Consider the following 22,661-nt stretch of genomic DNA (forward strand, 5'->3'; position numbering starts at 1 on the left):
TGTCAGGCCGGAACGGTAATTCTTTTCCCACTGAAAACCGCCTGCCAGTTCTGGATTTCCGAAAATACCACTTCGTCGGTAGCATGGACCAGTTCAGAAACATGGCGATAATTCAGCCGGTTTTCTGGCGCGTTCTGCAACAGGGCAATGCGATCTGCCACCGTGTTCAGCTTTTCTGCCGCCACTTCCGAGATGGAAGCAAACCGTTCGAAATCACCGAAATAGCGGATGCCCGCCAGCGCACCGCCCAGCGTCGGCAGGGCCACACCCAGCACGGTGAAGATCTTGGCGGCCTTGGCCACCCAGCCGCCTTCTATCACCCCGCTGACATCCATCGCCACCAATGCAAGATACACCGCGACAGAGAAGACCGCTGCCACGAACAGCAGGCCCGAAAGATGGTCCAGCCCTTCGTGCACACGGCCAAGCTGCGCCGCCTTGCGCTGGTGATAATCACGCTGCGGCAACACATGCCCATCGCGCAGGGTGGCAAGCGCCTCGCGCAGATATGGCTGGCCGATTTTCGCCTGCGGCAGGCCCACTGCGCGGACGCTGTGGCGGGCATACCATTCGGGCCAATAGCTTTTGGTGCCGCGCGGCCAGGCACCTGAGGGGCGGGCCACGCCCATGGCCAGCATCAGCGGGCTGTGGCGCAGATATTCCGCAGCGCGCCGCGTTTCAAACCACCGGCCATGCAGCCGTTCGCGCGTGCCATGAATGGTGATGAGGATGATCAGCAGCAGCATGATGAATTCAACCGACGCGAACAGCCATTTCTGGCTTGTATCCACCAGCGGCAGATACAGAATGCCGGCAATGATGGCGAATGAACCGAGCAGGAAATTCACTGTCATTCCCGAACGGTACCGGTCCGAAAGATGCGCGGAAATACCATCGGCCCAGGCAAACCGGCGCAGCACATGTGTCCCGATACGGCGTGACAGCGCAGGATCACCGCCGGGCAGTGCGTCAATCGCGCCCAGCAGCGGCGCGGCAGAACCTGCGGCAATGGCATCGGGGTGTTCGTAAGTCTGGGTGATGTGGCCAAACCGTTGGCGCAGGCCGCGCCTGCCAAAGATGGCTTCTATGCGTCTGAAGGCATGGACGGACCGGCTGCTATGGTCCCGCCACAGTGCGGCATTAAGGGCGGCATGCCCGATATGGCGGCCCTTGATGCGTGATGGTTCCGGCAGGACTGCATCACGCACGATGGCATCCAGCCATTCAAGATTTTCTGCCATGTCAGCCTGCGATCCGCATTCTGCCAACGCTTCGGGCGCCTGAAGAATGCGCCAGTCTGCAAGGTTAGACGGGCGCAGCCATAAAACCGGCGCGCCCATTTCCAGCGCAACACAGACAGTATGCCCCGTGCCGCCAATATCGGCCGTGGAATGGCCATCCCACACTGCAATCACCAGATCGGATTGTTCGATCAATATTCGGCCCGCCAGTGCCGAGCGTGCGCTGGCATCCAGCGCGAAACTGCGCTGCGCTGCCATGTCCCCCTCATGGTCGGTGGCCGCAAGGAATGCGGCGCCGATCCGCTCGTCCTCGTCTTCCAGTTCGAACAGGCTGGCCGCGTTGCAAAGCGTGCTTATGGCGGCCACTCGCCCTGCCACTGCGGCATCGGCAGGCGGCGATCCGGCCAGCACGCAGCGCGCATCGGCAGGGGTCATCGGGCGGGCATTGATGGCGCTGTTTAGCACTTCGCCAAAAGGCAGGGGGATGACCAGTTCCCACCCCCTGGCCAGCGCCAGATGGGCCGCCGCCTGATCGGTGCCGTCCGCAGCCAGCGTATGCAGGCGGGTCGTGGCAATATCACTTTCGGAAAAATCAGCATCACAGCGTGCCAGCGTGGCGTCAATCCGGTCAAACAGCTGCCGCAGCACCATGTCGAGTTCAGCGCTGTCGGCCGGGTAAGACGGGTGGCTGGCGCGGTGGCCCGTCACGCCGATGGACAGGCGCGGGCAGGGCAGGGGTTCGGCAGCGGGGCGTGACCCTTTTTGCGCGGGTATATGCGGATTGGTCAGGATAGGCCCCCTCTCAGCTCTGCGTCTGCAATCTCTTTCTAGCGGCAAAATCCGCCTTGGCGATGATTATCCGCAAAGGGCTGAGGCAAGTGCCAAGCGCGAGGGGAGGAGGGGGAGCGAAAAAAGTTTCGGGCAGGCATGACCACAATTGAAAGGGCCGGGATGACAAGCGGCTTGGGATTTGGCGAATTGGCTGGTAGGCGCGCGCCCATGCTTGGAATCAACGGAATAACCGTGCGGCTTGGTGGCCGGACCATACTCGATCGTGCGACCGCGGCGATACCCCCTGGCGGGCGTATCGGGCTGATCGGCCGCAATGGCGCGGGCAAATCCACCTTGATGAAAGTGATGATCGGCCTGCTTGATCCGGATGAAGGTTCCATCGAAATGCCGCGCCGCACGCGGCTTGGCTATATTGCGCAGGATGCACCCACGGGCACGGCAACCCCTGCCGAAACGGTGCTCGCCGCCGATGTGGAGCGGGCAGAATTGCTGGAGGAATCCGAAACCTGCACCGATCCCGACCGGCTGGGCGATATTCACGAGCGGCTGCTGGCGATCGACGCCTATTCCGCGCCCTCGCGCGCGGCCCGCATTCTGACCGGGCTTGGTTTTGACGAAGATATGCAGAATCAGCCGCTCGACAGTTTTTCAGGTGGCTGGAAAATGCGCGTCGCACTGGCGGCGCTGCTTTACTCCGCGCCCGATGTGCTGATGCTGGACGAACCTTCCAACCATCTCGACCTGGAAGCGACGCTGTGGCTGGAAAATTTCCTCAAATCCTATCCCGCCACCGTGGTTGTCATCAGCCATGAACGCGACCTTTTGAACAATGTGGTCGATAATATCCTGCATCTTCAGGGCGGGAAGCTGACGCTGTATCCCGGTGGATATGACAGTTTTGAACGCCAGCGCGCCGAACGCGCGGCGCAGCTGGCATCAGCCAAGGCATCGCAGGATGCCCAGCGCGCACGTCTGCAGGATTATGTCTCGCGCAACAGCGCCCGCGCATCCACGGCCAAACAGGCCCAGTCCCGCGCCAAGATGCTGGCCAAGATGCAGCCGATTGCGGCATTGATGGAAGACCCGTCGCTCAGCTTCGATTTTCCCAGTCCGGCAGAACTGAAACCGCCGCTGATTACGCTGGACCTGGCAGCAGTCGGCTACGCGGAAGACACGCCCATCCTCAAGCGGCTCAATCTGCGGATTGATCCTGACGACCGGATTGCCCTTCTGGGCCGCAACGGCAATGGCAAGACCACGCTGGCCCGGCTGCTGGCGGCGCAGCTGGTGCCGATGGAAGGCGAAATGAACGCATCGGGCAAGATGCAGGTTGGCTATTTCACCCAGTATCAGGTGGAAGAACTGGCAGGCGATGCCACCCCGCTGGAACATATGTCCCGGGTGATGGAAGGTAAACCGCAAGGGGCCATTCGCGCCCAATTGGGCCGGTTCGGCTTTTCCGGCGCACGCGCCACGCAGCAGGTAACCAAGCTGTCCGGCGGTGAACGGGCGCGGTTGGCGCTGGCGCTGATCACGCGGGATGCGCCGCATCTGCTGATCCTTGACGAGCCGACCAACCACCTTGATGTCGACGCGCGCGAGGCGCTGGTGCAGGCGCTCAATTCCTATGAAGGCGCGGTTATTCTCATCAGTCATGACCGGCATATGGTGGAACTGACGGCCGACCGGCTGGTGCTGGTCGATAGCGGCACGGCCACGGAATATTCCGGCAGCATGGAAGATTATATTGATTTCGTGCTGGGGCGGAACCAGCCGAAAGCCGATGGCGCGGCCAAGCCGGTCAAGAAAGACCGCAAGGCAGCAGCCAAGGCACGCGAGGAAGCCCGCGCACACAAGGCGCGCATTTCCGCGGTTGAAAAGGACATGGCCAAGCTGGAAGTGCAATGTTCCGCGCTTGACCGGGCCATGTTCGAACCATCCTCCGCCGCGCCGGAATTTGCCAGGATGTCGATGGGCGAACTGTCCCGCCAGCGGGGCCTACTGGCGGCAGAAATGGAAAAGCTGGAAGCGGAATGGCTTCAGCTAAGCGAGAATATCGGGACCGACGGGTAAGAAAGCTGTCGGACCAAACCGGCGCGCAAGCTTTAACCATCCTACCCGAATTATTCGGCAGATGTATTGCCTTCAGCCGGTGCCGGACCTTCCAGCGGCACATTCGTCATCGGCGTTTCGGGCAGCCTCACGTCCACCCCTTCGCTTTCAGGCGCCGTGGTCCATTCTGTCGACGGCGGTATCGGCGCAGCCTGTTCTTCGCGCGCTGCCTGCTCTGAACGTGTCCACGCCCAGAATATGCCGATGGCTACCACCACGGCAATCACAATGAGCCAGGCGGCTCTCCTGTTGGAGGAAGTGGGCTTTGGGTCTGGCATATCGGCACCCTGTTTTGGCGAAATGGTGATGCATCCAGATGAACGCGCCAATGGCATCGGGTAATATGTAAACCCCCGTAGATATGGGGGGCCGCGGCAGGGACGGGCGACAGAGAGGGCCAGCCAGTAACACCTCCCGAACCTGCCTTATGTTGGTTTACGTATGGCCAGAAAAGGGAGTGGCGGCGAATTTGGCTCCCTCTGGCTCAGGAGCGTTTGACCCCTTGTGCGTAAATGTGCTCTTGTCCCTCTTTGTCAGCAGAAGCAGGACGTTATGGCCACCACACCCCCCAATGATCCCAACAGGATAGACCCGCAATCACCGCCCGAAACGCCGGGCCTGCCGGATGAACCAACGCCGTCCCAGCCGCCCGAAATCGAACCGCCAACGCCTGATTTCGATCAGCCTGACCGCAGCCCTGATGAGATCCCGCCAGAACTGTCCGGTTCGCTTTAATGGCTTAACAGCAGCGGTATTTCCGGATCGCACAGCATGTCGCGGGTTACACCGCCCAGCACGCTTTCGCGGAACCGTGAATGGCCATAGGCACCCATGACCAGATAGCCGCCTTTGCGGATGTGCGTCGCATTGACCAGAATTTCGGCAATGGAGGCGTCATCCTCGTGCGGCAGATTGACGATCTCGGCTTCTATTCCGTGCCGCGCGAGATATTTGGCAGCGCCGGTTGGCGGCAGATCATAGCGTTCCTTGTCCTTTTCTTCCGAAACGGTCAGAATATGGACGGATGCTGCGCGGTGCAGCATGGGCATGGCGGCTTTCAGGGCGTGGGCGCCTTCGGCTGATCCGTTCCATGCCACCATGGCCGGCACGTCCAGCGGCATTTTTGCAATGTTGGGCGGCACCACCAATATCGGCGCCTGAATGTGCGAAATCACTTCTGACACCAGCGCGGATGGGCGCTGGCTTTTGCCGACAGGATTATGCGCGCCCAGGATGATGATGTCGTTGAGCGGGGCATAGCGAGGCAGCTGGATTGCGGCGGCACCATTGCAGTCGGTCCATTCCCAGATGACATCTTCGCTGGCCAGCTGTGCCTGGATCCGGTCGCGCAACTGGTCCCCCAGCTTGCGATAGTCTTCCGCCACCTGCGCGGCCATGGTGCCGTAAATATCGCCCGGCACGCCAAATTCGAACGGCACTGCCTGAAGGCAGGTCAGATGGCCATCAAACTGCCGCGCCAGATCGAGCGCCACCTGTAGCCGTGCCTGAAGGCAGTCATCATCATGAATGTGAACCAGAATCGAGCGCATGGTACGTCCTTGTGGTTGGTGGCCTGTGTAGCGTGGTTCATCCTGCCGTTGCCGCGCAACAACCGGGTGATTGAGGGGTAAGAATAGGCAATTGCGCGATGCGGTAATTACGCAAACATCCTGAAGCCTGACGGATTTGCCCGGTCGAATATGGCCCGGTTTCCACGATGCTTGCCGCAACAAAATTCACTGCGGGGCGCGCAATTTAGCAGTTGGAAAATGGTCAGGCTGGTGGTCGCACACAGATGAATTTTCATCTCCAAAACCAAGCCATCAGGCCAATCGATCAGGCCAATCGATCAGGCCAGCCGAACATCTGCCCATGATCGAACCTGTCGGATCACAGCTGCCCTCTCGCATCGCCTCTGTCGCCGCGCTGTCACGCCAGCGTTCAGTGGGTCTGCCTGTTCTCGCCAACGCCAGCGGCAAAAGCAATCCGCAACAGGTCGGACAGGCTCTGGACTTCCAGCTTGTTCATCAGATTGGCGCGGTGGATTTCCACCGTGCGGGGGCTGATCCCCAGATCATAGCCGATCGTCTTGTTGGGATAGCCTTCTACCAGTCCTGCCAGCACATCGTGTTCACGCGGTGTCAGCCCGTTCAGCCGCAGCTTTGCCTCATCCCGTTTGGAATGCCGGTGGCTGGCATCTTCCAGGCGGTGGTAACATTCCTTGATGGCAGCGGTCAGCACCACTTTTTCAAACGGCTTTTCGATAAAGTCGAGCGCGCCGCCCTTCATTGCCTTTACTGCCAGTTCAACATCGCCATGCCCGGTCATGATTACCACCGGAAACAGGACCCCGCGGTTGTTCAATTCCTGCTGCACATCCAGCCCATCCATCCCCGGCATCCTGATATCCAGCAGGACACACCCCGGATCCAATTTGCCGACCTCGTGCAGGAACGCCAGCCCGCTTTCAAATACCTGAAGCGTAAAGCCTGACGTTCGCAGCATAAAGCCCACTGACCTCCTTACAGAATCGTCATCATCCACCAGATAAATCGGATAATCATTCATCAGCATCCTCCATATTCGCGCTGGCAAGCGTAAAGGTGAAAACGGTTCCGCCCATGTCAGACGGCCTGGCGCCGATTTTCCCGCCATGGGCGTTGATGATGGTGTGGCAAATGGACAGGCCCAGGCCCATTCCGCTGGCTTTGGTGCTCATGAAAGGGTGAAACAGGCGCTCTGCTATATGGGGGTCCAGCCCCGGGCCACTGTCACTGACGCAGACGCTCACCTTGCCGCCTTCAATTGCCTCTGAACTGATGATGATGCGCTTGGTCGCAGAATCCGCCATGGCTTCGAGCGCATTGCGGATCAGATTGACCAGAACCTGCTGGATTTGCACCGGCACCACCAGAACCAGATCGCAGGACGGATCAAGCTGGCTGGAAAAATCCACATCCCGCCCATCGCCATTGACCAGCGCCAGTGCAGTTGCCTCCCTCACCAGGCGCGACAGGCTGGCAATTTCGCGCACGGTATCGCCGCGCATGATAAATTCGCGCAGCCGGTGGATGATGGTGCCGGCGCGCAAGGCTTCTGCGGCACATTCGGACAAGGCATCGCGCACCAGCGCAAGATGGCCGGCAGTCGGATCGTCCAGCAGATCCTTCGCCGCTTCGACATAATTGGCCACGGCCGTCAGCGGCTGGTTCAGTTCATGGGCCAGCGAATTGGCCAGCGTTCCCATGGATGTGATGCGGGAGACATGGGCCAGTTCGGCCTGCAATACGTGCAACTGGCGCTCTGTCTCGCGCTGTTCGCTCATGTCTCTTATGAAGCCAGTGAACAGGCGGCTGTTGCCAATCACCATTTCGCCAACAGACAGGGTAATCGGGAATGTCGTGCCATCGCTTCTGCGCGCAGTGGTGACCCTGCCAATGCCGATGATCTTGCGTATGCCTGTGGCCAGATAATCGTGGATGTAGCCATCATGCGCTTCGCGGTCAGGTGGCGGCATCAGAATTCTGACATTTTCCCCCAGCACCTCTGTTTCATCATAGCCGAACATCTTTTCGGCGCCTTTGCTGAAGGACACGATGGATGAACGGCTGTCGATCACAATCATCGCATCCGGCACAGTGTCGATCAGGGCATGAATGCTGCTGATGCGTTCATTGGCCAATGGGCTGGTCGCCATTTCCTGATTGATGATGTCGCTCATGCGATAAGCTGATCCTGTAATGGGCCATGACAGCTAAGCCATAAGCGGCTGATCCGTTACAAGGTCAGCCATTTACGGCATCAACATGTAAACCGGCACAGGGGTTTTCAGGGTATTTCCCCATGCCGTGACGAATAACAAAACCAAGTCTGCATTATTATAGATATTATACCACTAAAAAATCAAGGACTGCCAATGCTGGCTGGCCTGAATTCTTAGGGGCCGGGCGTGTTTTCTAACTTTTCAGACCGGTCTTCTACCGCGCTAGGGAAGTTTCCTTATCGCTGCTGATAACGAAACGGTTTTATCATCCAGCCACAAGATCGCCGCGCTGGATTTGCGATTCGATCAATAAAGTTCTGCAAAGGATTACGTCATGAACAATCAGGTTGGCACATCGATTAAACCCTTCATTGACCGCGGAATTGCCGGACGATTGCTGGAACCATTTGCCCGTATGCGGAGCAATATGGACCATCTGATTGATGAATTTCCAACAAGCTGGTCGAATTTCCAGTTGGGCGGCGTGCCTGCGGTCGAGATGAAAGAGCAGGAAAGCGACTATCTCATCACGATCGAAGTTCCCGGAATTTCGCCTGCGGCCATCGACTTGCAGGTCGACCGCGACATGCTGATCGTGAAAGGCGAAAAAAAGGAAGAGCACGAGGAGAAAGAAGCCGATTACGTCATTTCCGAACGCAGCTATGGCGCGTTTGAACGGCGCATTGCCCTGCCTGCCGATGCGCAGGTGGACAAGGTGGAGGCCAGTTCTGAAAACGGGGTGCTGAAGATCACCATTCCGCGCAGCCCCGATGCCACCTCCAGGCGCCGGGTGATCAAGATCAAATCCAGTCAGAAAGCATGAGACAGGACCATCTTCACCCGGCCTTCCGCTGACAGGAGGGGGCGGTCCTTACCCATGGCGTGACCTGCGACCCCACGCCAAGCCTGCCCTCTGGTCCCACGGGATCAGGGGGCTTTTTTGTTGAGGGATACGGGCTTCTGCGTAATGTGCGCAGCCCCATGATGATTGACGGTGGCTGACCACAAACCCGCCCCGGAAGGAGAGATTGATGGCTGATGACAAACATCTGCACGCGGCCAGGGTTCACGTCGAAGCGGTGCTTCAGGGTGAACAGCCGCCGCCGGTGGTCAAAACATTTTTCGACGAGCCGACTTTTACCGCAAGCTATGTGCTGCATGACCCTGCCACAAGCCGCGCGGCTATCGTCGATCCGGTGCTGGATTTCGATCAGCCTTCGGGCCGCACCGCAACTGCATCGGCGGACAGGATTGCGGCCTATGTCCGCAGCCAGGGCCTGACTGTGGACTGGCTGCTGGAAACGCATGCCCATGCAGACCATCTTTCTGCCGCCCCGCATTTGCAGAAGGAACTGGGCGGCCAGTTGGTCATCGGGCGGGAAATCATCACCGTTCAGACGGTGTTTGGCGGGATTTTCAACGAAGGCCCCGAATTTGCCCGTGATGGTTCGCAATTTGACCGTTTGCTGGATGATGGGGATTGCCTGATGATGGGCACCATCGCTATTACCGCGCTGCATGTGCCCGGCCACACACCGGCGGACATGGCCTATATTGCCGGGGATGCCGCCTTTGTCGGCGACACGATTTTCATGCCGGATTACGGCACGGCGCGGGCGGATTTTCCCGGCGGGGATGCCGCCACGCTGTACCGGTCCATCCAGCGGCTGATGGGACTGCCCGGCGCGACACGCGTGTTTCTGTGCCATGATTACAAGGCTGCCGGGCGTGATGAATTTGTGTGGGAAACAACCATTGCCGCGCAGAAAACGGGTAATGTCCATGTGCATGAAGGTGTGACCGAGGCGGAATTTACGGCCATGCGCCAGGCCCGCGATGCCACGCTTGCCGTGCCGCGCCTGATCCTGCCGTCCATCCAGGTGAACATCAGGGGAGGGCATTTCCCGCCAGCAGAGGCCAATGGCACGCATTATCTGAAACTGCCGCTCAACATTCTGTAGCGGCGGACGTGCGCGATCATTATATTCCGATCGGGCAGGCACAGCTGGCGTCAGGGTTCTGGCAAGGCTGTTACCGGCAAATTTGACAAGCGAGGAACTGATGATGGAACTGAACCAAATTACTCCTGATTTTGCTGCGACAGGGCAGCTTGGCGTGGACGATCTGGCGCAGGCCGCAGCGCTTGGCTTCAGGACAATCGTGGACAATCGGCCAGATGGCGAAGCGCCGGACATGCCATCTTCTGCCGAAATGGAAGCAGCCGCCCACAAGCTCGGCTTGGGTTTTGCCTATATCCCGATTGTGCCTGGCCAGTTGAGCGATCACGAAGCGCTGGAATTGCGGCAAGTGCTGGCCACCATGCAAGGGCCAGTGCTGGGCTATTGCCGCAGCGGCGCGCGGACGGCATCGCTGTGGCAGAAATATTGCGAATTGCCCGCCGAACCGCCGTTGATTGGCGACTGATCGCCCGATCATTTTGCGCTTTGCCATTCAGCCAGGGAAGGGCCGCTGTTGAGCAGGTTGCACGATCATCCCGAATTGCATGTGTCCGGCAGGATCGGCTGGCTGCGCGCTGCGGTGCTGGGCGCCAATGACGGGATAGTTTCCACCGCCAGCCTGATTGTGGGCGTGGCAGCAACCCAGCCGACCGGCAATGCCGTCATTGTGGCCGGCGTTGCGGCGTTGTTTGCTGGCGCCATGTCCATGGCGGCGGGTGAATATGTCTCGGTCAGCACGCAGGCCGACACCGAACGTGCAGAATTGGCGCGGGAGGCGGCAGAACAGGTAGACCAGCCCGAATTCGAGCGGGAGGAGCTGGTGCAGATTTACCAGCGCCGCGGCGTTGACCGCGCCACGGCCGAGGCAGTGGCCGACCAGATGATGGCACAAGACGCGCTTGGCACCCATGCGCGGGACGAATTGGGGCTGACCCATGCCGCCGCCGCCCGCCCGCTGGAGGCGGCCCTGGCATCCGCGCTGACTTTCACCGCAGGTGCATCCGCGCCGCTGCTGGTGGCGTGGCTTGCCCCGCCGGCCTTGGTGGTGGCTGCCGTGGCGATGTCTTCGATTGGATGCCTGGCGCTGCTGGGCGCACTTGGCGCGTGGGCAGGCGGGGCACCAGTGGCCCCTTCCGTCATGAGAGTGACGTTCTGGGGCGTGCTGGCGATGATTGTCACCTATGGCATCGGCCATCTTTTCGGGGCGACTGTGGCCTGATGCCATCATCCGGGCGGGCAGCGCCGCGCCATCATCCGGATATGTCCCTATATTGCCGCCTGCCGATAGGCTCCATTGTTTGCCAGACGCAGCCAGTTTTCTGGCCCTGCGCGAGACAGACGGAGCAAAATCCCATGATACTCAAACACGGCACTACCCTGCTGGTGGCAGACGGGTCGCACATGATGGTCCTGCAAAACCGGGGCGATACGGTTGCGCCCGACCTTGCCGTGGTTGAACACCGCGCCATCGACAGCGAAGCGAACCGCGAAATCCTGTCAGATGCGCCCGGCGTGTCCTTTTCCAGCATGGGTTACGGCCATGACACGCACGGCCAGACAGACGCGCATCAGCAACGCGAAGACCGCTTTATTGCAGAAGCGGTCTCTGCCTTGGCAAAGACCGCCAATGGCAACGATGGTGAAGTCATCATCGTGGCCCCGCCCACGGCGCTTGGCGTGCTGCGCGCGCATATCAAACCGGCGCTGAAAAAACGGGTCATTGCAGAAATTGCCAAGGATCTGACCAACCATCCGGTCGATGAAATTGCCCGTCTGGTGCAGGAATACTGACCGGTATGGCCTGCGGTGCGCCGCAAAATTTGCGCCGCACCGCAACTTTCTGGAAATTTATCTGCCAAAGTATTTTTCGGCCTATTTAGCAGTCCACCCGCCATCCACCGCCAATGCATGGCCGGTGGTGAAACTTGCGCCGGCACTGCACAGCCACAGGACTGCTTCGGCAATTTCTTCGGGCCGGCCAATCCGGCCCATGGGTTCAGTCGCGATCATCTGTTGCCGCCCGTCCGGTGATGTTGCCATGAACCGTTCGAGCATGGGCGTTTCGATTGCGCCGGGACAAATGGCATTGATGCGGATGTTGCGCGCGGCATATTCCAGCGCGGCAGCCTTGGTCAGGCCAACTACCCCGTGTTTGGCCGCGACATAAGCGGGGATGCCCGCCAGCCCGACCAGCCCGGCCACCGATGCGCAATTGACAATCGCGCCACCTGTATCTTCTGTCACCATGTGCTTTAATTCTTCGCGCATGCACAGCCAGAGGCCGCGCAGGTTGATATTCATCACGCGGTCCCAATTGGCGGTGGTACACGCGCCCGTTTCTGCGGTTTCCCCCTCGATCCCGGCATTGTTGAAAGCAGCGTCGATCCGGCCAAAACGGGCAATGATGCGCTGTATCGTGTCTGTGACCGCGCGTTCATCTGCGACATCGCAGCTATAGAAGGCGCACTCCGTGCCTGCCGCCGTCAATTCACCTGCCAGCTTAGTGCCGCCTGCTTCGTCCTGGTCCACCAGGGCCAGAGCATGGCCATGCTGCGCAAACAGCCGTGCTGTGGCCTCGCCGATGCCCGAACTCGCGCCGGTCACCAGCGCCACTTTTTTTCCGACTTCCTGCGTCATTGCGCGCACCTTTGCTGTGTGTGTTGCCTCGCGGCCAATCCTACAGGCGGCCTGCCACCTACTTCATTACGCAATTGTCCCAATGGATCAGCGCGGCGCCAGGCGGCTTTGAAGATAGTCGGTCCCGCTGCCCAATGTGGTCAGCCGCGCTGCATCAGCATCGGGAATGTCAAACCCCAGGCGCTGGCTCAGGGCGACCACGAGGTTGAAAATATCCATGGAATCAAGATCCAGCGCCTCACGCAGATCTTCTGTGTCACTGATGGCCACGCCTTCGGTTTCCGGCGCGATCTGGCTGATTTCGTGCAGGATTATCTGGCGCAGATCCTCCCTTGTCATAACCCCTCCGGCCTGTTCAGCAATTCTGCAATCCGGCGCAGCAGTAATGCGCCGCGGTGCCCGTCATTGGCGCGGTGGTCGGCGCCAATCGTCGCTGTCATCACGGGCCGCACTGCCAGTGCATCCCCCACAGGCCAGGCGTGCTGGCTGACGCTGCCAAAGCCGATAATTGCCACTTGCGGCGGATAGATAATCGGCAGCAGCATATCCACGCCCCGGTCACCCAAGCTCGAAACAGTCACGGTCGGGTCGCTCACCTCGGACGAGCGAAAGCCGCCTTTGCGAACGCGGCTGACCAGATCGCGCATTTGCACCATCAGTTCTGGCAGCGCGATCGAGTCGGTATGGTGGATGGCAGGCGCGGCCAATCCGCCGCCGCGCATGGCGATGGCCATTCCCATGTGGATGGCGCTGCTGGGGGTAAAGCCGCCGGTGCCGTAAAACCCGTTGAATTCGGGAAATTCCCGCAATGCGAGCGCTGCCGCTTTCACTGTCAGCGCACCCATCAGCAGGCGCTCTGCCGGCGGATGGTTCGCATTATAGCGGCCCAGCCATGCAGCAGCGGCGGTTACATCAAAACTATGCGCCAGATAATAATGCGGAATATCCCGCTTTGACCGGGACATGGCGGCAGCAATGGCGCGGCGCATGGGATCAAGATCAGCTACGGTTTCACGGACAAGGGGGCTGCCCACTTCTGCCTGCTCGACATCATCGCGCACTATTGCCCCGTCAGGTCCGCTGCCCGCAACCGATGCAAGGTCGATATTTTTCTCCCGGGCCAGATCCCGCGCAGCAGGGGATGCCCGCAAAACCTCGCCTGGAGGCAGAAGGGGCGCAGGTGAAGCAGGCGGCACAACAGGGGGCGCGACAGGCGGCATGACAGGCTGGGCGACAGGTTCGCGCGCAGCCGCTTCGTCAGGTGCCGCAGGAACGGCAGGTTCTTCTGTCGGCGGCAGGTCTTCGTTACTGGCAATCCGCGCAAGCGGGGTGCCGACCGGCACTTTCTCACCCGGCTGCACCAGCAACTGCGCGATCTTGCCATCTTCGAAAACCTCTACTTCGATTGCGCCCTTGTCCGTTTCCACCACCGCGATAATATCGCCGCGCTGCACCGTTTCACCCGGCTTTTTCAGCCATTCGACCAGGGTTCCTGCCTCCATATCGGCGCCCAGTGATGGCATGGAAAACGTGCCCATGGTCAGCGCCCCAGCACTGTGCGGGCGGCAGCGATGATGCCATCAACACTGGGCAAGGCGGCCATTTCCAGATGCTGGGCATAGGGAATTGGCACTTCGGCACTGCACAGGCGGGCCAGCGGCGCGTCCAGGTGCCAGAACCCCTGTTCGATCACCCGCGCCATGATTTCCGCTGAAATACTGCCTGACCGCCAGCCTTCATCCACGATGATGCAGCGCCGCGTTTTGGCGATGGTTGCCATGATCGCATCATCATCGAGCGGGCGCAGCACCCGCAGATCGAGCACTTCGGCGCTGATCCCCTCTGCTGCCATCTGTTCGGCTGCGGCCAGCGACTTGCCCAGCGATCCGCCATAGGTAATGAGGCTGATGTCGGTGCCGTGCCGGCGGATCGCTGCGTGGTCGATATCTGCTGCAACCGGCCACTCAATCTCGGCAGTGTCGTTATACAGCAGCGCGTTTTCAAAAATCAGGACCGGATCGGGATCGGCCAGCGACGGGGCAATCATGCCGGCGGCATCTTCGACTGTTGCCGGGGCCAGCACGCGAATGCCGGGAATATGGGCATACCACCCTTCCAGACTGTGCGAATGCTGCGCGCCAAGCTGGCGTCCGCCACCCGTGGCCAGCCTGATCACCAGCGGGACATGGAACTGGCCGCCCGACATATGCCGGATGGTGGCAGCATTGTTCATGATCTGGTCGAGCGCCAGCAGCGAGAAATTACAAGTCATGATTTCGACGATGGGCCGCATCCCGCCCATTGCCGCGCCGATGCCCGCGCCGGTAAAACCGCTTTCCGACAAGGGCGTATCGCGGATGCGCTGCGGGCCGAATTCTTCCAGCAGCCCTTTTGAAACCGCATAGCATCCGCCATAATGGCCGACATCTTCGCCCATCAGGAAAACGCGGCTGTCTGCCTGCATCGCATCACGGATTGCGCCGCGCGCGGCTTCGCGGTAACTCATCAGGGTCATGGCTGCCGCTCCGCGCCCACGTGGCGCATCAGGTCTGCCACAGGTTCCCATGTCCCCGCTTCTGCAAAGGCAACGGCCTCTGCCACTTCCTGTGCCACGATGGCTTCTATATCCTGCAAGTCCGCTTCGTGCAGTTCGCCGGCCTCAAGCGCCCATTGGGTAAAACGCCTGATGGGGCCTTTTTCGGTCCATTCTTCAACCTCGGCCTTGTCCCGATAAAGCTGCGGATCGAACATGGAGTGGGCGCGAAAACGGTAGGTCCGGCATTCCAGAAAATATGGCTTACCCGTTTCGCGGATGGCGGACGCTGCCTTGCGGGCTGCTGCTTCCACATTGACCACATTCATGCCATCCACCGCTTCGGACGCAATATTGTAGCTGGCTGCCTTGGCGCTGATATCTGTCTGGGATTCCGACAGATCCAGCGCAGTGCCCATGGCGTAAAGATTGTTTTCGCACACAAACAGCACTGGCAATTGCCACAATGCGGCAAGGTTCATGCTTTCATGAAATTCGCCTTCGGCCACTGCCCCTTCGCCGAAAAAGCAGGCCGTAACCCGTGCGCGTGACAGCATCGCATCTGCCAGCGCAAGGCCGGTCGCCACGGGCAGGCCGCCGCCCACAATGGCATTGCCGCCGTAAAAACGCGTTGCTGCATCGAACAGGTGCATCGAACCGCCCCGGCCCCTGCTGCACCCTTCCTGCTTGCCATACATTTCCGCCAGAATACGGCCGGCAGAAACACCGCGCACCAGCGCATGGCCATGTTCGCGGTAAGTGGCGACGATGGCATCGTCAGGCAGCAAGGCCTGCATGACTCCCACCGCAACCGCTTCTTCGCCGATGTAGAGATGCAGAAATCCGCGGATTTTTTCCTGCGTATAAAGCTCTGCACATTTTTCCTCGAACCGGCGAATGCGGATCATCTGGTGCAGCAATTCGCGGCAATGCTGCCGGTCCAGCCGGACTTTTGGCGCGGGGCTGGTCATGCCGGTTTTTCCAGCGTGGAAAGATCGCCCTCTGGCAGGCCCAGTTCGCGCGCCTTCAGCAGCCGGCGCATGATCTTGCCTGACCGTGTTCGGGGCAGGTCATCGGCAATGTCGATCTGGCGCGGGGCAATGGCCGGGCCCAGCCGCTGCCGGGCATAACCCAACAATTCCTTTTGCAATTGGGCTGAGGCAGTATGGCCCGCGCGCAAGGTGACAAAGGCCTTGACCACTTCGCCTGCGCGTTCGTCCGGAATGCCGATTACGGCCGCTTCAGCCACGGCGGGATGTTCCATCAGCGCGCTTTCCACCTCGAACGGGCCAATCAGATGTCCGGCGGATTTGATCACATCATCCGCGCGGCCCACGAACCAGTAATAGCCATCATCATCACGCATCGCGAGATCGCCCGTCAGATACCATCCATCGCGGAAACACGCGGCATAGCGGGCTTCCTCGTTCAGATAGCTGCGAAAAATGGACGGCCAGCCGGGGCGCAGCGCCAGATGGCCTGCCTGCAACGGGGCATCAATGGGTCTGGTGTCCGTTTCGCTCACATCCAATATGCCTGCCACAACGCCGGGCAGCGGCTTGCCCATGGACCCTGGCCTGACATCCATCGCCGCATAATTGGCAATCATGATGCCGCCGGTTTCGGTCTGCCACCAATTGTCGTGAAAGGGTTTTGCAAAGACCGTGTTGCTCCAGATAACCGCTTCGGGGTTGAGCGGCTCGCCCACGCTGGCCATGAACCGCAGGCGCGAAAGATCGCGGGCGCGGGGCAGGGCGGCACCGGCCTTCATCAACAGCCGAATGGCAGTGGGCGCAGTGTACCAGACCGTTACCCGTTCGCGTTCCAGCGTATCATACCAGCGGTTGACGTCGAATTCCGCTTCGTCGACCAGCATGGTGACACCGGCTGTCAGCGGGGCAATGATGCCATAGGATGTACCGGTGACCCACCCGGGGTCCGCCGTGCACCAGTAAATGTCATCCGCATGCAGATCGAGGGCAATCACCCCTGTGGCATTATGCGCCGCCACTGCTTCGTGAACATGGACAGCCCCCTTGGGGCGGCCAGTCGTGCCGCTGGTGAAATGCAGCAGCGCCATGTCGTCAGGCCGGGTCAGCACCGTTTCGAATTCCGCTGGCGTATCGGCCAGTGCGGCTGCCAGATCAATCGTATCGGCAGGTATATCAGTCGTTCCGCCGGTCAGCAGAACATGGTTCAGGCCGGGTATGTCACCGCGCACACCGGCCACCTTGCGGGCATAATCGCGCGGGCTGGTGATCAGCACTTCGGCTTCGCCAATAGCCATGCGGGCGCGCACAGGTTCAGGGCCGAAGGCGGAATAGAGCGGGCAGAACACCGCCCCTGCCTTCAGCGTGCCAAGCGCGGCGATGTAAAGTTCTGGCACGCGGCCCAGCATGGCAAATATCCGGGCGCCCTTGCCGACCCCCAGATTGGCCAGCAGCCGCGCAAAACGGTCCGTCTCGGTTTTCAGTTCCGCATATGTATAGCTGCGGCGTTCACCGGCCTTGCCCAGCCAGCGGAGCGCTTCGTGATGGCCGCGGCCATGGGCCACGTGGCGGTCCACGGCCTCATGGGCGATATTCAGCGCGCCGCCGGGCAGATAATCAAGCCAGCTGCGGAAAACCTCCCAGTCGAGCTGGGCATAGGCGGCTGTATAATGAGGCATGTTGGCAGCCGCGCGAACCGCACCGGATTTGTGGATTACAGCGTGGGTCAATCGGCATTTCCCATCATGCAGCCTGGCTTTGGCCAGCAGTGATGGACGCGCGGTGTGGCGGAGTAATTAGGGGATGTTCCGAGGGCCGGCGCGGGCACCTGCGGTTATTTCCGTAATGCAGCGCATCGCTGCCGGGCCTAACTTCATTTCCATAAGGGCCAGTTCGCAGGCCAACAAAACGGGCGAAGTAGAGAGAGAGGCAAGGCGATGAGCACCACCGGACTGGAAGTCTTCGACAGAACGCTTCATGCAACGCACATCTGGCTGGACGAGATCATGGAGAAGATCGGCCCTGACCGCGCCCTGGCGTGGAAGGTTCTTTCAACCGTGCTGCACAAATTGCGCGACCGTTTGCCACTGGAACTTGCCGCCCATCTGGGCGCACAATTGCCGCTGCTGGTGCGGGGCGCATATTACGATCAGTTCGACCCGACCAAAATGCCGGAAGACTGGCACAGTGCGGATGATTTCATCAAGCAGGTGGCAGCGCAGCTGACCGATACGCGCACAGTGGGTGCGCGCGATGCGATTGATGCGGTTTTCGGCGTGCTCGACCGGCATATTTCGGTGGGCCAGGTGGACAAGGTGTATCAGGCGCTGCCCAAGGGCATCCGTTCACTGTGGCTGGAACCTGAATCGCCCGGCCAATAGGAATGACGCAGCTTGCCCGCACGCCGGCCAGCATTCGCCGCCTGTTCCGAATGGTTGACCTTGCGCCCACGCCCCATGCCGACATTCTGGTGATGGGGCTTGGCCTGTGGCAGGTGCAGCGCGGGCGGCAGCTTGCCCCGCATGAAAACGACATCGTGGCACATTGGCCGGCCCAATTGCGCGACAGCAGTTTTATCGCGCGTCCTCAGCCAGCGCATCCTCAGCAAACTGGGCCTGATCATAAGCGGCATCAGGATTATGGTTTCGACACGATTGGCCCCCGGGCCGCTGCATTGATCGGGGGGCAGGGCACGCTGTGCGCCATGGCGGACCGGCGGCTGGCCGTGCGGCTTCGGCATCTTTTGGCCATGGTGCTGGAGCGGGGCGAAGCGGCAGTGGTGGAATTTTCCGACCGTGGCAGGAATTTTGAAATTCTTGGCGCGCCGGTAACTGCTGGCAACGGCGATCCGGCGATTTTCTGCACGATTTCATGTGATTTTGTGCAGGCAAGGGGATGATGCTGCTGCATTCTGCAGCGCAGGAGCAGGCAAGCCAGCTGCAAAATATAGCCAGCCGCGCCGCGATAGAGATGGGGGACGCCGCTGCCGAGCATCTGGAAGTGATCAGGTTTCTGGCCCGGCCCGCCAGTTACGCCCATCACCCGGCTACCGTCGAGATTGTGGAATCGCATATGTCACTGGTGTTTCTGGCCGGTGATCTGGTGTTCAAGATCAAGCGGCCCGTCCATCTCAAATTTGTTGATTTCCGCACCCTGTCATCGCGCAGGCACTATTGTGAGACCGAACTGGCCGTGAACCAGCGCCTTGCGCCGGGCATCTACCTTGCCGTTGCGCCGCTGGTGCGCAAGGCGGACGGCGCCCTGGCGCTGGATGCCGCAGGCGAGCCGGTTGACTATGTGGTGGTGATGCGGCGGCTGGATCAGGAACAATCTTTTGAAGCCAGAGTCCGCCGCCGCGAAGTTTCGTCCGCCGACGTGGATGATCTGTGCCGGGTTCTGGCTGCTTTTTACCGCGAGCAGCCGCCGGTTGCGATCACTGGGGCAGAGATGATCGGGAAATGGCAAACGGGTGTGGAGCGTATGCGCCAATCGCTGACCGATGCGCAATTTGGCCTGGAAACACGGCTGACCGGCCCGCCGCTGGCTGCCATCCAGCAATTTCTGGACGAAAACAGCGACCTGATTGCCCAGCGTGTGGCCCATGGCTGGGTGCGTGACGGCCACGGCGATCTGAAGCCCGAGCATGTTTATCCGGGGCCGCCGGTGCTGTTTATCGACCGGCTGGAAATAGACGCGCAGCGCCGCTGGTGCGACCCGTTCGATGAAATTGCCTTCCTGGGGATGGAATGCACCAAGATGGGCGCAGGCTGGATTGCGGACCGGCTGACAGATGCTCTGGCCGGGGAGCTGGGGGACCGGCCACCGCCGGTGCTGCTCCGGTTTTACAGCTGTTACCGGGCGTGCCTGCGAGCCCGTTTCGCCATCGAACACCTGCTGGATGAAGCCCCGCGAACCCCGCAGCGATGGCCGCGGCGCGCACGGGAATATCTGGCACTGGCCGCTGCTGAATGGGAGAAGCCGACAGGATAGGTGACAGGCTAGGTTGCAGGCAGGCCCTGATTGTCAGTCATAGGGAAGCAATTCGCTGACCGGTTCGCCGCTATGTAGCCGTTCGATCACATCTGCGACAAGCGGTGCAGTCTCGACAATCTCGATGCGCGCAAGATTGCCCGCTGATATTCCTGCGGCCAGCCCGATGGTGTCGCTGACCACAATCCGGTCTGGCCCGTTGTTCGCGAACAGCGGGGAGGTGTCACCGAACATGCCATGGGCGGCGGCGGCCACCACGCGCACGGCACCGTTTTTACGGCAGGCCTGCACGCTGCGCATGATGGTGGTTCCGCTGCTGATCAGATCGTCCACGATAATTGCCGTGCAGCCAGCCACGTCGCCTGCAAACAGATGGCCCGATACAATGCCGCTGCTGCGGTGCTTGTCCATGATCGCCTTGCCGACTGGGCGGCCCAATTCGCGTTCCAGCTCGCTGCGGAACAGTTCGGCGCGCTTGTTGCCGCCCGCATCGGGCGACACGACAGCCACTTTTCCATCCCCCAGTCCCGGGGCCAGATATTTCGCCAGCAGTCCGGCAAAGGCCAGGTTTTCCGGCTTGCAGAGGCGGAACGCATTTTCAAACGCGCTGATATTATGCACATCGACGGTAATGATCCGGTCTGTTCCCATGCTCTCAAACAGTGCCGCCACATAGCGCGAATTGACCGGATCACGCGGCTTGGTGCGGCGGTCCTTGCGGCCATAGGACAAATAAGGGGCAATGGCCGTTACGCGGGCTGCGCCTGCATCCTTCAGCGCGCCGATGAAAAAGAGCAATCTTACCAGCTTGTCATTGGCGGAAATGCCGGGTTCTGCGTGCAGGCTGTGGACCACGTAAACATCCCGCCCGCCCACTTCCACCAGCGGCCTTGTCTTGTGTTCGCCGCCGTCAAAGTCCCGTTCTTCATGGGCCGCCAGGGGCCTGCCCAGCCCGAATGCCACATGTTCCCCAAAGACGCGGCTGGCATCCAGCGCAAACAGGATCAGATCGTGGCCCATTCCATTCCTTCTACGTGTCAGCAGGATCACCAATGGGTAGGGGATGGCGCACAGACCCCGCCATCGGTGAATATCCGTAGCCAGCTTGCGAACCCGCGCATCAATCCTCATGCCCCAGATATAAATCGATCACTGCCGGGTCATGCAGCATGGCGTCAGGCGCGCCGCTGAAGATGAGGCTGCCCTTGTCGATCACATAGGCGCGGTCGATCACCTCCAGCATTTCCGGCACATTCTGATCGGTCAGCAATATGCCGATATTGCGGTGTTTCATTTCCCGGATCAGTTGCTTGATACTGGCAACGGTCAACGGATCGATCCCGGCAAAGGGTTCATCCAGCACGATGATGACAGGTTCCAGCGCCAGCGCGCGCGCCACTTCGCAGCGCCGCCGCTCACCGCCGGAAAGCGACGTGGCCCGCATATTGCGCAAATGAGCGATGTTGAGGCCGGCCAGCAGATCATCTAGCCGGTGCTGACGCATGGCGGGGTCAGGTTCGGTAATTTCCAGCATTGCGCTGATGTTTTGCGCCACGGTGAGGCCGCGAAAAACCGATGGCTGTTCGGGCAGATATCCAAGGCCCAGGGTTGCCCGGCGGTAAAATGGCAGGCGGGTGATATCCTGCCCATCCAGCAGGATGCGTCCGCCATCCGGCTTCACCAGCCCCAGAATGCAGGAAAATGCGACTGTCTTGCCTGCTCCGTCGCGGCCGAACAGGCCAACCACCTCGCCCTGCAAAACGCGAAGGGACAGCCCGTTTATGACCGGAACCCTGCCGAAAGATTTGCGGATATCGACCACTTCCAGCGTGACAGTGCCCGCGCTGCGCGGCGCAATTCTGGCTTGGGTGCCATGGTGCAGAGGCGCGCTTATACCGGTCATCCTGCAGCACAGGTAAATGTCTGTGCGGCGGGCACAAACCGGAACATTACCTATAGAACCCAAGGCGCAAGACGGGCGAAACTGGCTGCAATCCGGCTGCTGACATGCAGCATTTCGCAGGAGAACCATCGATGACTGCCCCTGTCCGCCCCTCAGCATGTGTCGCCGCTGCCGCTGCCATGGCGCTGTCGCTGGCCGTCAGCGGCTGCGCCCATCATAGCACGCCGTATCAGCCAATATCGTCTGCCAACCGCGTGGCAGGCGGATATTCGGACATACAGATCAGCGAAGACCGTTACCGCGTCTCCTTTGCCGGCAACCGCTTGACATCGCGCGAACAGGTGGAAACCTACCTGTTGTTCCGCGCAGCCGAACTGACGCTGGAAAAGGGCATGGACTGGTTTGCAATCGAAGACCGCGTGGTCGAACGCGAAGTGGAACGGCAGGTGAGGCCGGACCCGCTTTATGATCCATGGTTCGGCACATATTACGGCAGCTGGCGCCCCTATTGGAGCTACTATGGTCCGCGGACTGGCTGGCGCCGGTGGTATCCCTATTATGGGCACAGCTTCTGGACCACCCATGTCGATATACGCGAGGTGGAACGGTATGAGGCGACAGCCGAAATCCGCGTTGGCAGCGGGGCGATGCCGGATGGTTCGGTCCGGGCATTCAACGCGCGTGAAGTGGTCACGCGGCTTGGGCCAAGGGTGGAACATCCCGGCGACAGATAGTATCCGGAC

General features: G+C 60.4%; 24 protein-coding genes. 11 read left to right on the forward strand and 13 right to left on the reverse strand.

Annotation, left to right across the window (positions count from 1 at the left end; genetic code table 11):
- Positions 1-2: 2 nt before the first annotated feature.
- On the reverse strand, positions 3-1,949 hold the full coding sequence (locus tag GRI44_RS00205) for a hypothetical protein (protein WP_160599318.1): 1,947 nt from the start codon (positions 1,947-1,949) through the stop codon (positions 3-5).
- 291 nt (positions 1,950-2,240) lie between these two features.
- Between GRI44_RS00205 and GRI44_RS00210 the strand changes: the two genes are divergently transcribed.
- Positions 2,241-4,106: an ABC-F family ATP-binding cassette domain-containing protein gene (locus tag GRI44_RS00210; protein ID WP_160599319.1), complete on the forward strand. Its 1,866-nt coding sequence runs from the start codon at positions 2,241-2,243 to the stop codon at positions 4,104-4,106.
- A 50-nt stretch (positions 4,107-4,156) separates the two neighbouring features.
- Here GRI44_RS00210 and GRI44_RS00215 read toward each other — a convergent pair whose 3' ends face one another.
- On the reverse strand, positions 4,157-4,423 hold the full coding sequence (locus tag GRI44_RS00215; RefSeq protein WP_160599320.1) for a hypothetical protein: 267 nt from the start codon (positions 4,421-4,423) through the stop codon (positions 4,157-4,159).
- Between the two features lie 274 nt (positions 4,424-4,697).
- Here GRI44_RS00215 and GRI44_RS00220 point away from each other — a divergent pair, with 274 nt between their 5' ends.
- Complete coding sequence (locus tag GRI44_RS00220) at positions 4,698-4,880, forward strand: hypothetical protein (protein ID WP_160599321.1); 183 nt, start codon at positions 4,698-4,700, stop codon at positions 4,878-4,880.
- On the opposite strand, the gene GRI44_RS00225 is transcribed toward GRI44_RS00220, so the two are convergent.
- The 3 genes from GRI44_RS00225 to GRI44_RS00235 all read right to left on the reverse strand — a co-directional run bounded on the left by GRI44_RS00225 (position 4,877) and on the right by GRI44_RS00235 (position 7,866).
- Positions 4,877-5,695 carry a universal stress protein gene (locus tag GRI44_RS00225; RefSeq protein WP_160599322.1) on the reverse strand — a complete coding sequence of 273 codons (819 nt, stop codon included), beginning with the start codon at positions 5,693-5,695 and terminating at the stop codon, positions 4,877-4,879. The two genes, GRI44_RS00220 and GRI44_RS00225, sit on opposite strands and share 4 nt — an antisense overlap.
- Positions 5,696-6,086: 391 nt before the next feature.
- A complete protein-coding gene (locus GRI44_RS00230; RefSeq protein ID WP_160599323.1) occupies positions 6,087-6,713 on the reverse strand; it encodes a response regulator transcription factor in 627 nt (208 codons plus the stop codon).
- On the reverse strand, positions 6,706-7,866 hold the full coding sequence (locus tag GRI44_RS00235) for a PAS domain-containing sensor histidine kinase (protein WP_160599324.1): 1,161 nt from the start codon (positions 7,864-7,866) through the stop codon (positions 6,706-6,708). Before GRI44_RS00235 ends, GRI44_RS00230 begins: the two co-directional genes overlap by 8 nt.
- A gap of 376 nt (positions 7,867-8,242) precedes the next feature.
- On the opposite strand from GRI44_RS00235, the gene GRI44_RS00240 reads away from it, so the two are divergent.
- The 5 genes from GRI44_RS00240 to GRI44_RS00260 all read left to right on the forward strand — a co-directional run bounded on the left by GRI44_RS00240 (position 8,243) and on the right by GRI44_RS00260 (position 11,657).
- On the forward strand, positions 8,243-8,731 hold the full coding sequence (locus tag GRI44_RS00240) for an Hsp20/alpha crystallin family protein (RefSeq protein ID WP_160599325.1): 489 nt from the start codon (positions 8,243-8,245) through the stop codon (positions 8,729-8,731).
- A 208-nt stretch (positions 8,732-8,939) separates the two neighbouring features.
- Positions 8,940-9,869, forward strand: a complete 930-nt coding sequence (locus GRI44_RS00245; protein WP_160599326.1) for an MBL fold metallo-hydrolase — start codon at positions 8,940-8,942, stop codon at positions 9,867-9,869.
- A 100-nt stretch (positions 9,870-9,969) separates the two neighbouring features.
- A complete protein-coding gene (locus GRI44_RS00250; RefSeq protein WP_202386108.1) occupies positions 9,970-10,332 on the forward strand; it encodes a TIGR01244 family sulfur transferase in 363 nt (120 codons plus the stop codon).
- A gap of 48 nt (positions 10,333-10,380) precedes the next feature.
- The gene (locus GRI44_RS00255; RefSeq protein ID WP_160599327.1) at positions 10,381-11,085 is read left to right on the forward strand and encodes a VIT1/CCC1 transporter family protein; all 705 of its coding nucleotides are present in this window, start codon (positions 10,381-10,383) and stop codon (positions 11,083-11,085) included.
- 134 nt (positions 11,086-11,219) lie between these two features.
- Positions 11,220-11,657 carry a host attachment family protein gene (locus GRI44_RS00260; RefSeq protein WP_160599328.1) on the forward strand — a complete coding sequence of 146 codons (438 nt, stop codon included), beginning with the start codon at positions 11,220-11,222 and terminating at the stop codon, positions 11,655-11,657.
- 81 nt (positions 11,658-11,738) lie between these two features.
- Here the strand turns inward: GRI44_RS00260 and GRI44_RS00265 are convergent, their stop codons facing one another.
- The 6 genes from GRI44_RS00265 to acsA all read right to left on the reverse strand — a co-directional run bounded on the left by GRI44_RS00265 (position 11,739) and on the right by acsA (position 17,755).
- Complete coding sequence (locus GRI44_RS00265) at positions 11,739-12,503, reverse strand: glucose 1-dehydrogenase (protein WP_160599329.1); 765 nt, start codon at positions 12,501-12,503, stop codon at positions 11,739-11,741.
- An 87-nt stretch (positions 12,504-12,590) separates the two neighbouring features.
- Positions 12,591-12,842 (reverse strand): acyl carrier protein, encoded by a 252-nt coding sequence (locus GRI44_RS00270; RefSeq protein WP_160599330.1) that lies wholly within the window; start codon positions 12,840-12,842, stop codon positions 12,591-12,593.
- Entirely contained in the window at positions 12,839-14,041 is a 1,203-nt protein-coding gene (locus tag GRI44_RS00275; protein WP_160599331.1) for a dihydrolipoamide acetyltransferase family protein, read from the reverse strand. The genes GRI44_RS00270 and GRI44_RS00275 overlap by 4 nt, the downstream gene beginning before the upstream one ends.
- Before the next feature lie 2 nt (positions 14,042-14,043).
- Positions 14,044-15,018 carry an alpha-ketoacid dehydrogenase subunit beta gene (locus GRI44_RS00280; RefSeq protein ID WP_160599332.1) on the reverse strand — a complete coding sequence of 325 codons (975 nt, stop codon included), beginning with the start codon at positions 15,016-15,018 and terminating at the stop codon, positions 14,044-14,046.
- On the reverse strand, positions 15,015-16,007 hold the full coding sequence (gene pdhA / locus GRI44_RS00285; RefSeq protein WP_160599333.1) for a pyruvate dehydrogenase (acetyl-transferring) E1 component subunit alpha: 993 nt from the start codon (positions 16,005-16,007) through the stop codon (positions 15,015-15,017). Before pdhA ends, GRI44_RS00280 begins: the two co-directional genes overlap by 4 nt.
- Positions 16,004-17,755 carry an acetate--CoA ligase gene (gene acsA, locus GRI44_RS00290; protein ID WP_160599334.1) on the reverse strand — a complete coding sequence of 584 codons (1,752 nt, stop codon included), beginning with the start codon at positions 17,753-17,755 and terminating at the stop codon, positions 16,004-16,006. The genes pdhA and acsA overlap by 4 nt, the downstream gene beginning before the upstream one ends.
- Positions 17,756-17,962: 207 nt before the next feature.
- Between acsA and GRI44_RS00295 the strand changes: the two genes are divergently transcribed.
- Genes GRI44_RS00295 through GRI44_RS00305 form a run of 3 tightly spaced genes read left to right on the forward strand, consistent with a single transcriptional unit; the run spans position 17,963 to position 20,015 of the window.
- Complete coding sequence (locus GRI44_RS00295) at positions 17,963-18,406, forward strand: DUF2267 domain-containing protein (RefSeq protein WP_160599335.1); 444 nt, start codon at positions 17,963-17,965, stop codon at positions 18,404-18,406.
- Positions 18,407-18,408: 2 nt separating this feature from the next.
- Positions 18,409-18,924, forward strand: a complete 516-nt coding sequence (locus tag GRI44_RS00300; RefSeq protein WP_160599336.1) for a hypothetical protein — start codon at positions 18,409-18,411, stop codon at positions 18,922-18,924.
- On the forward strand, positions 18,921-20,015 hold the full coding sequence (locus GRI44_RS00305; protein WP_160599337.1) for a hypothetical protein: 1,095 nt from the start codon (positions 18,921-18,923) through the stop codon (positions 20,013-20,015). Before GRI44_RS00300 ends, GRI44_RS00305 begins: the two co-directional genes overlap by 4 nt.
- A gap of 33 nt (positions 20,016-20,048) precedes the next feature.
- Here the strand turns inward: GRI44_RS00305 and GRI44_RS00310 are convergent, their stop codons facing one another.
- Both GRI44_RS00310 and lptB read right to left on the reverse strand, forming a co-directional pair.
- On the reverse strand, positions 20,049-21,035 hold the full coding sequence (locus tag GRI44_RS00310) for a ribose-phosphate diphosphokinase (protein ID WP_160599338.1): 987 nt from the start codon (positions 21,033-21,035) through the stop codon (positions 20,049-20,051).
- A gap of 100 nt (positions 21,036-21,135) precedes the next feature.
- Entirely contained in the window at positions 21,136-21,918 is a 783-nt protein-coding gene (lptB, locus tag GRI44_RS00315) for an LPS export ABC transporter ATP-binding protein (RefSeq protein WP_160599339.1), read from the reverse strand.
- A 131-nt stretch (positions 21,919-22,049) separates the two neighbouring features.
- Between lptB and GRI44_RS00320 the strand changes: the two genes are divergently transcribed.
- Positions 22,050-22,652 (forward strand): CC0125/CC1285 family lipoprotein, encoded by a 603-nt coding sequence (locus GRI44_RS00320; RefSeq protein ID WP_232843078.1) that lies wholly within the window; start codon positions 22,050-22,052, stop codon positions 22,650-22,652.
- Positions 22,653-22,661: the final 9 nt, after the last annotated feature.

This window comes from Allopontixanthobacter confluentis (assembly GCF_009827615.1).
GTDB classification, from domain to species: domain Bacteria; phylum Pseudomonadota; class Alphaproteobacteria; order Sphingomonadales; family Sphingomonadaceae; genus Allopontixanthobacter; species Allopontixanthobacter confluentis.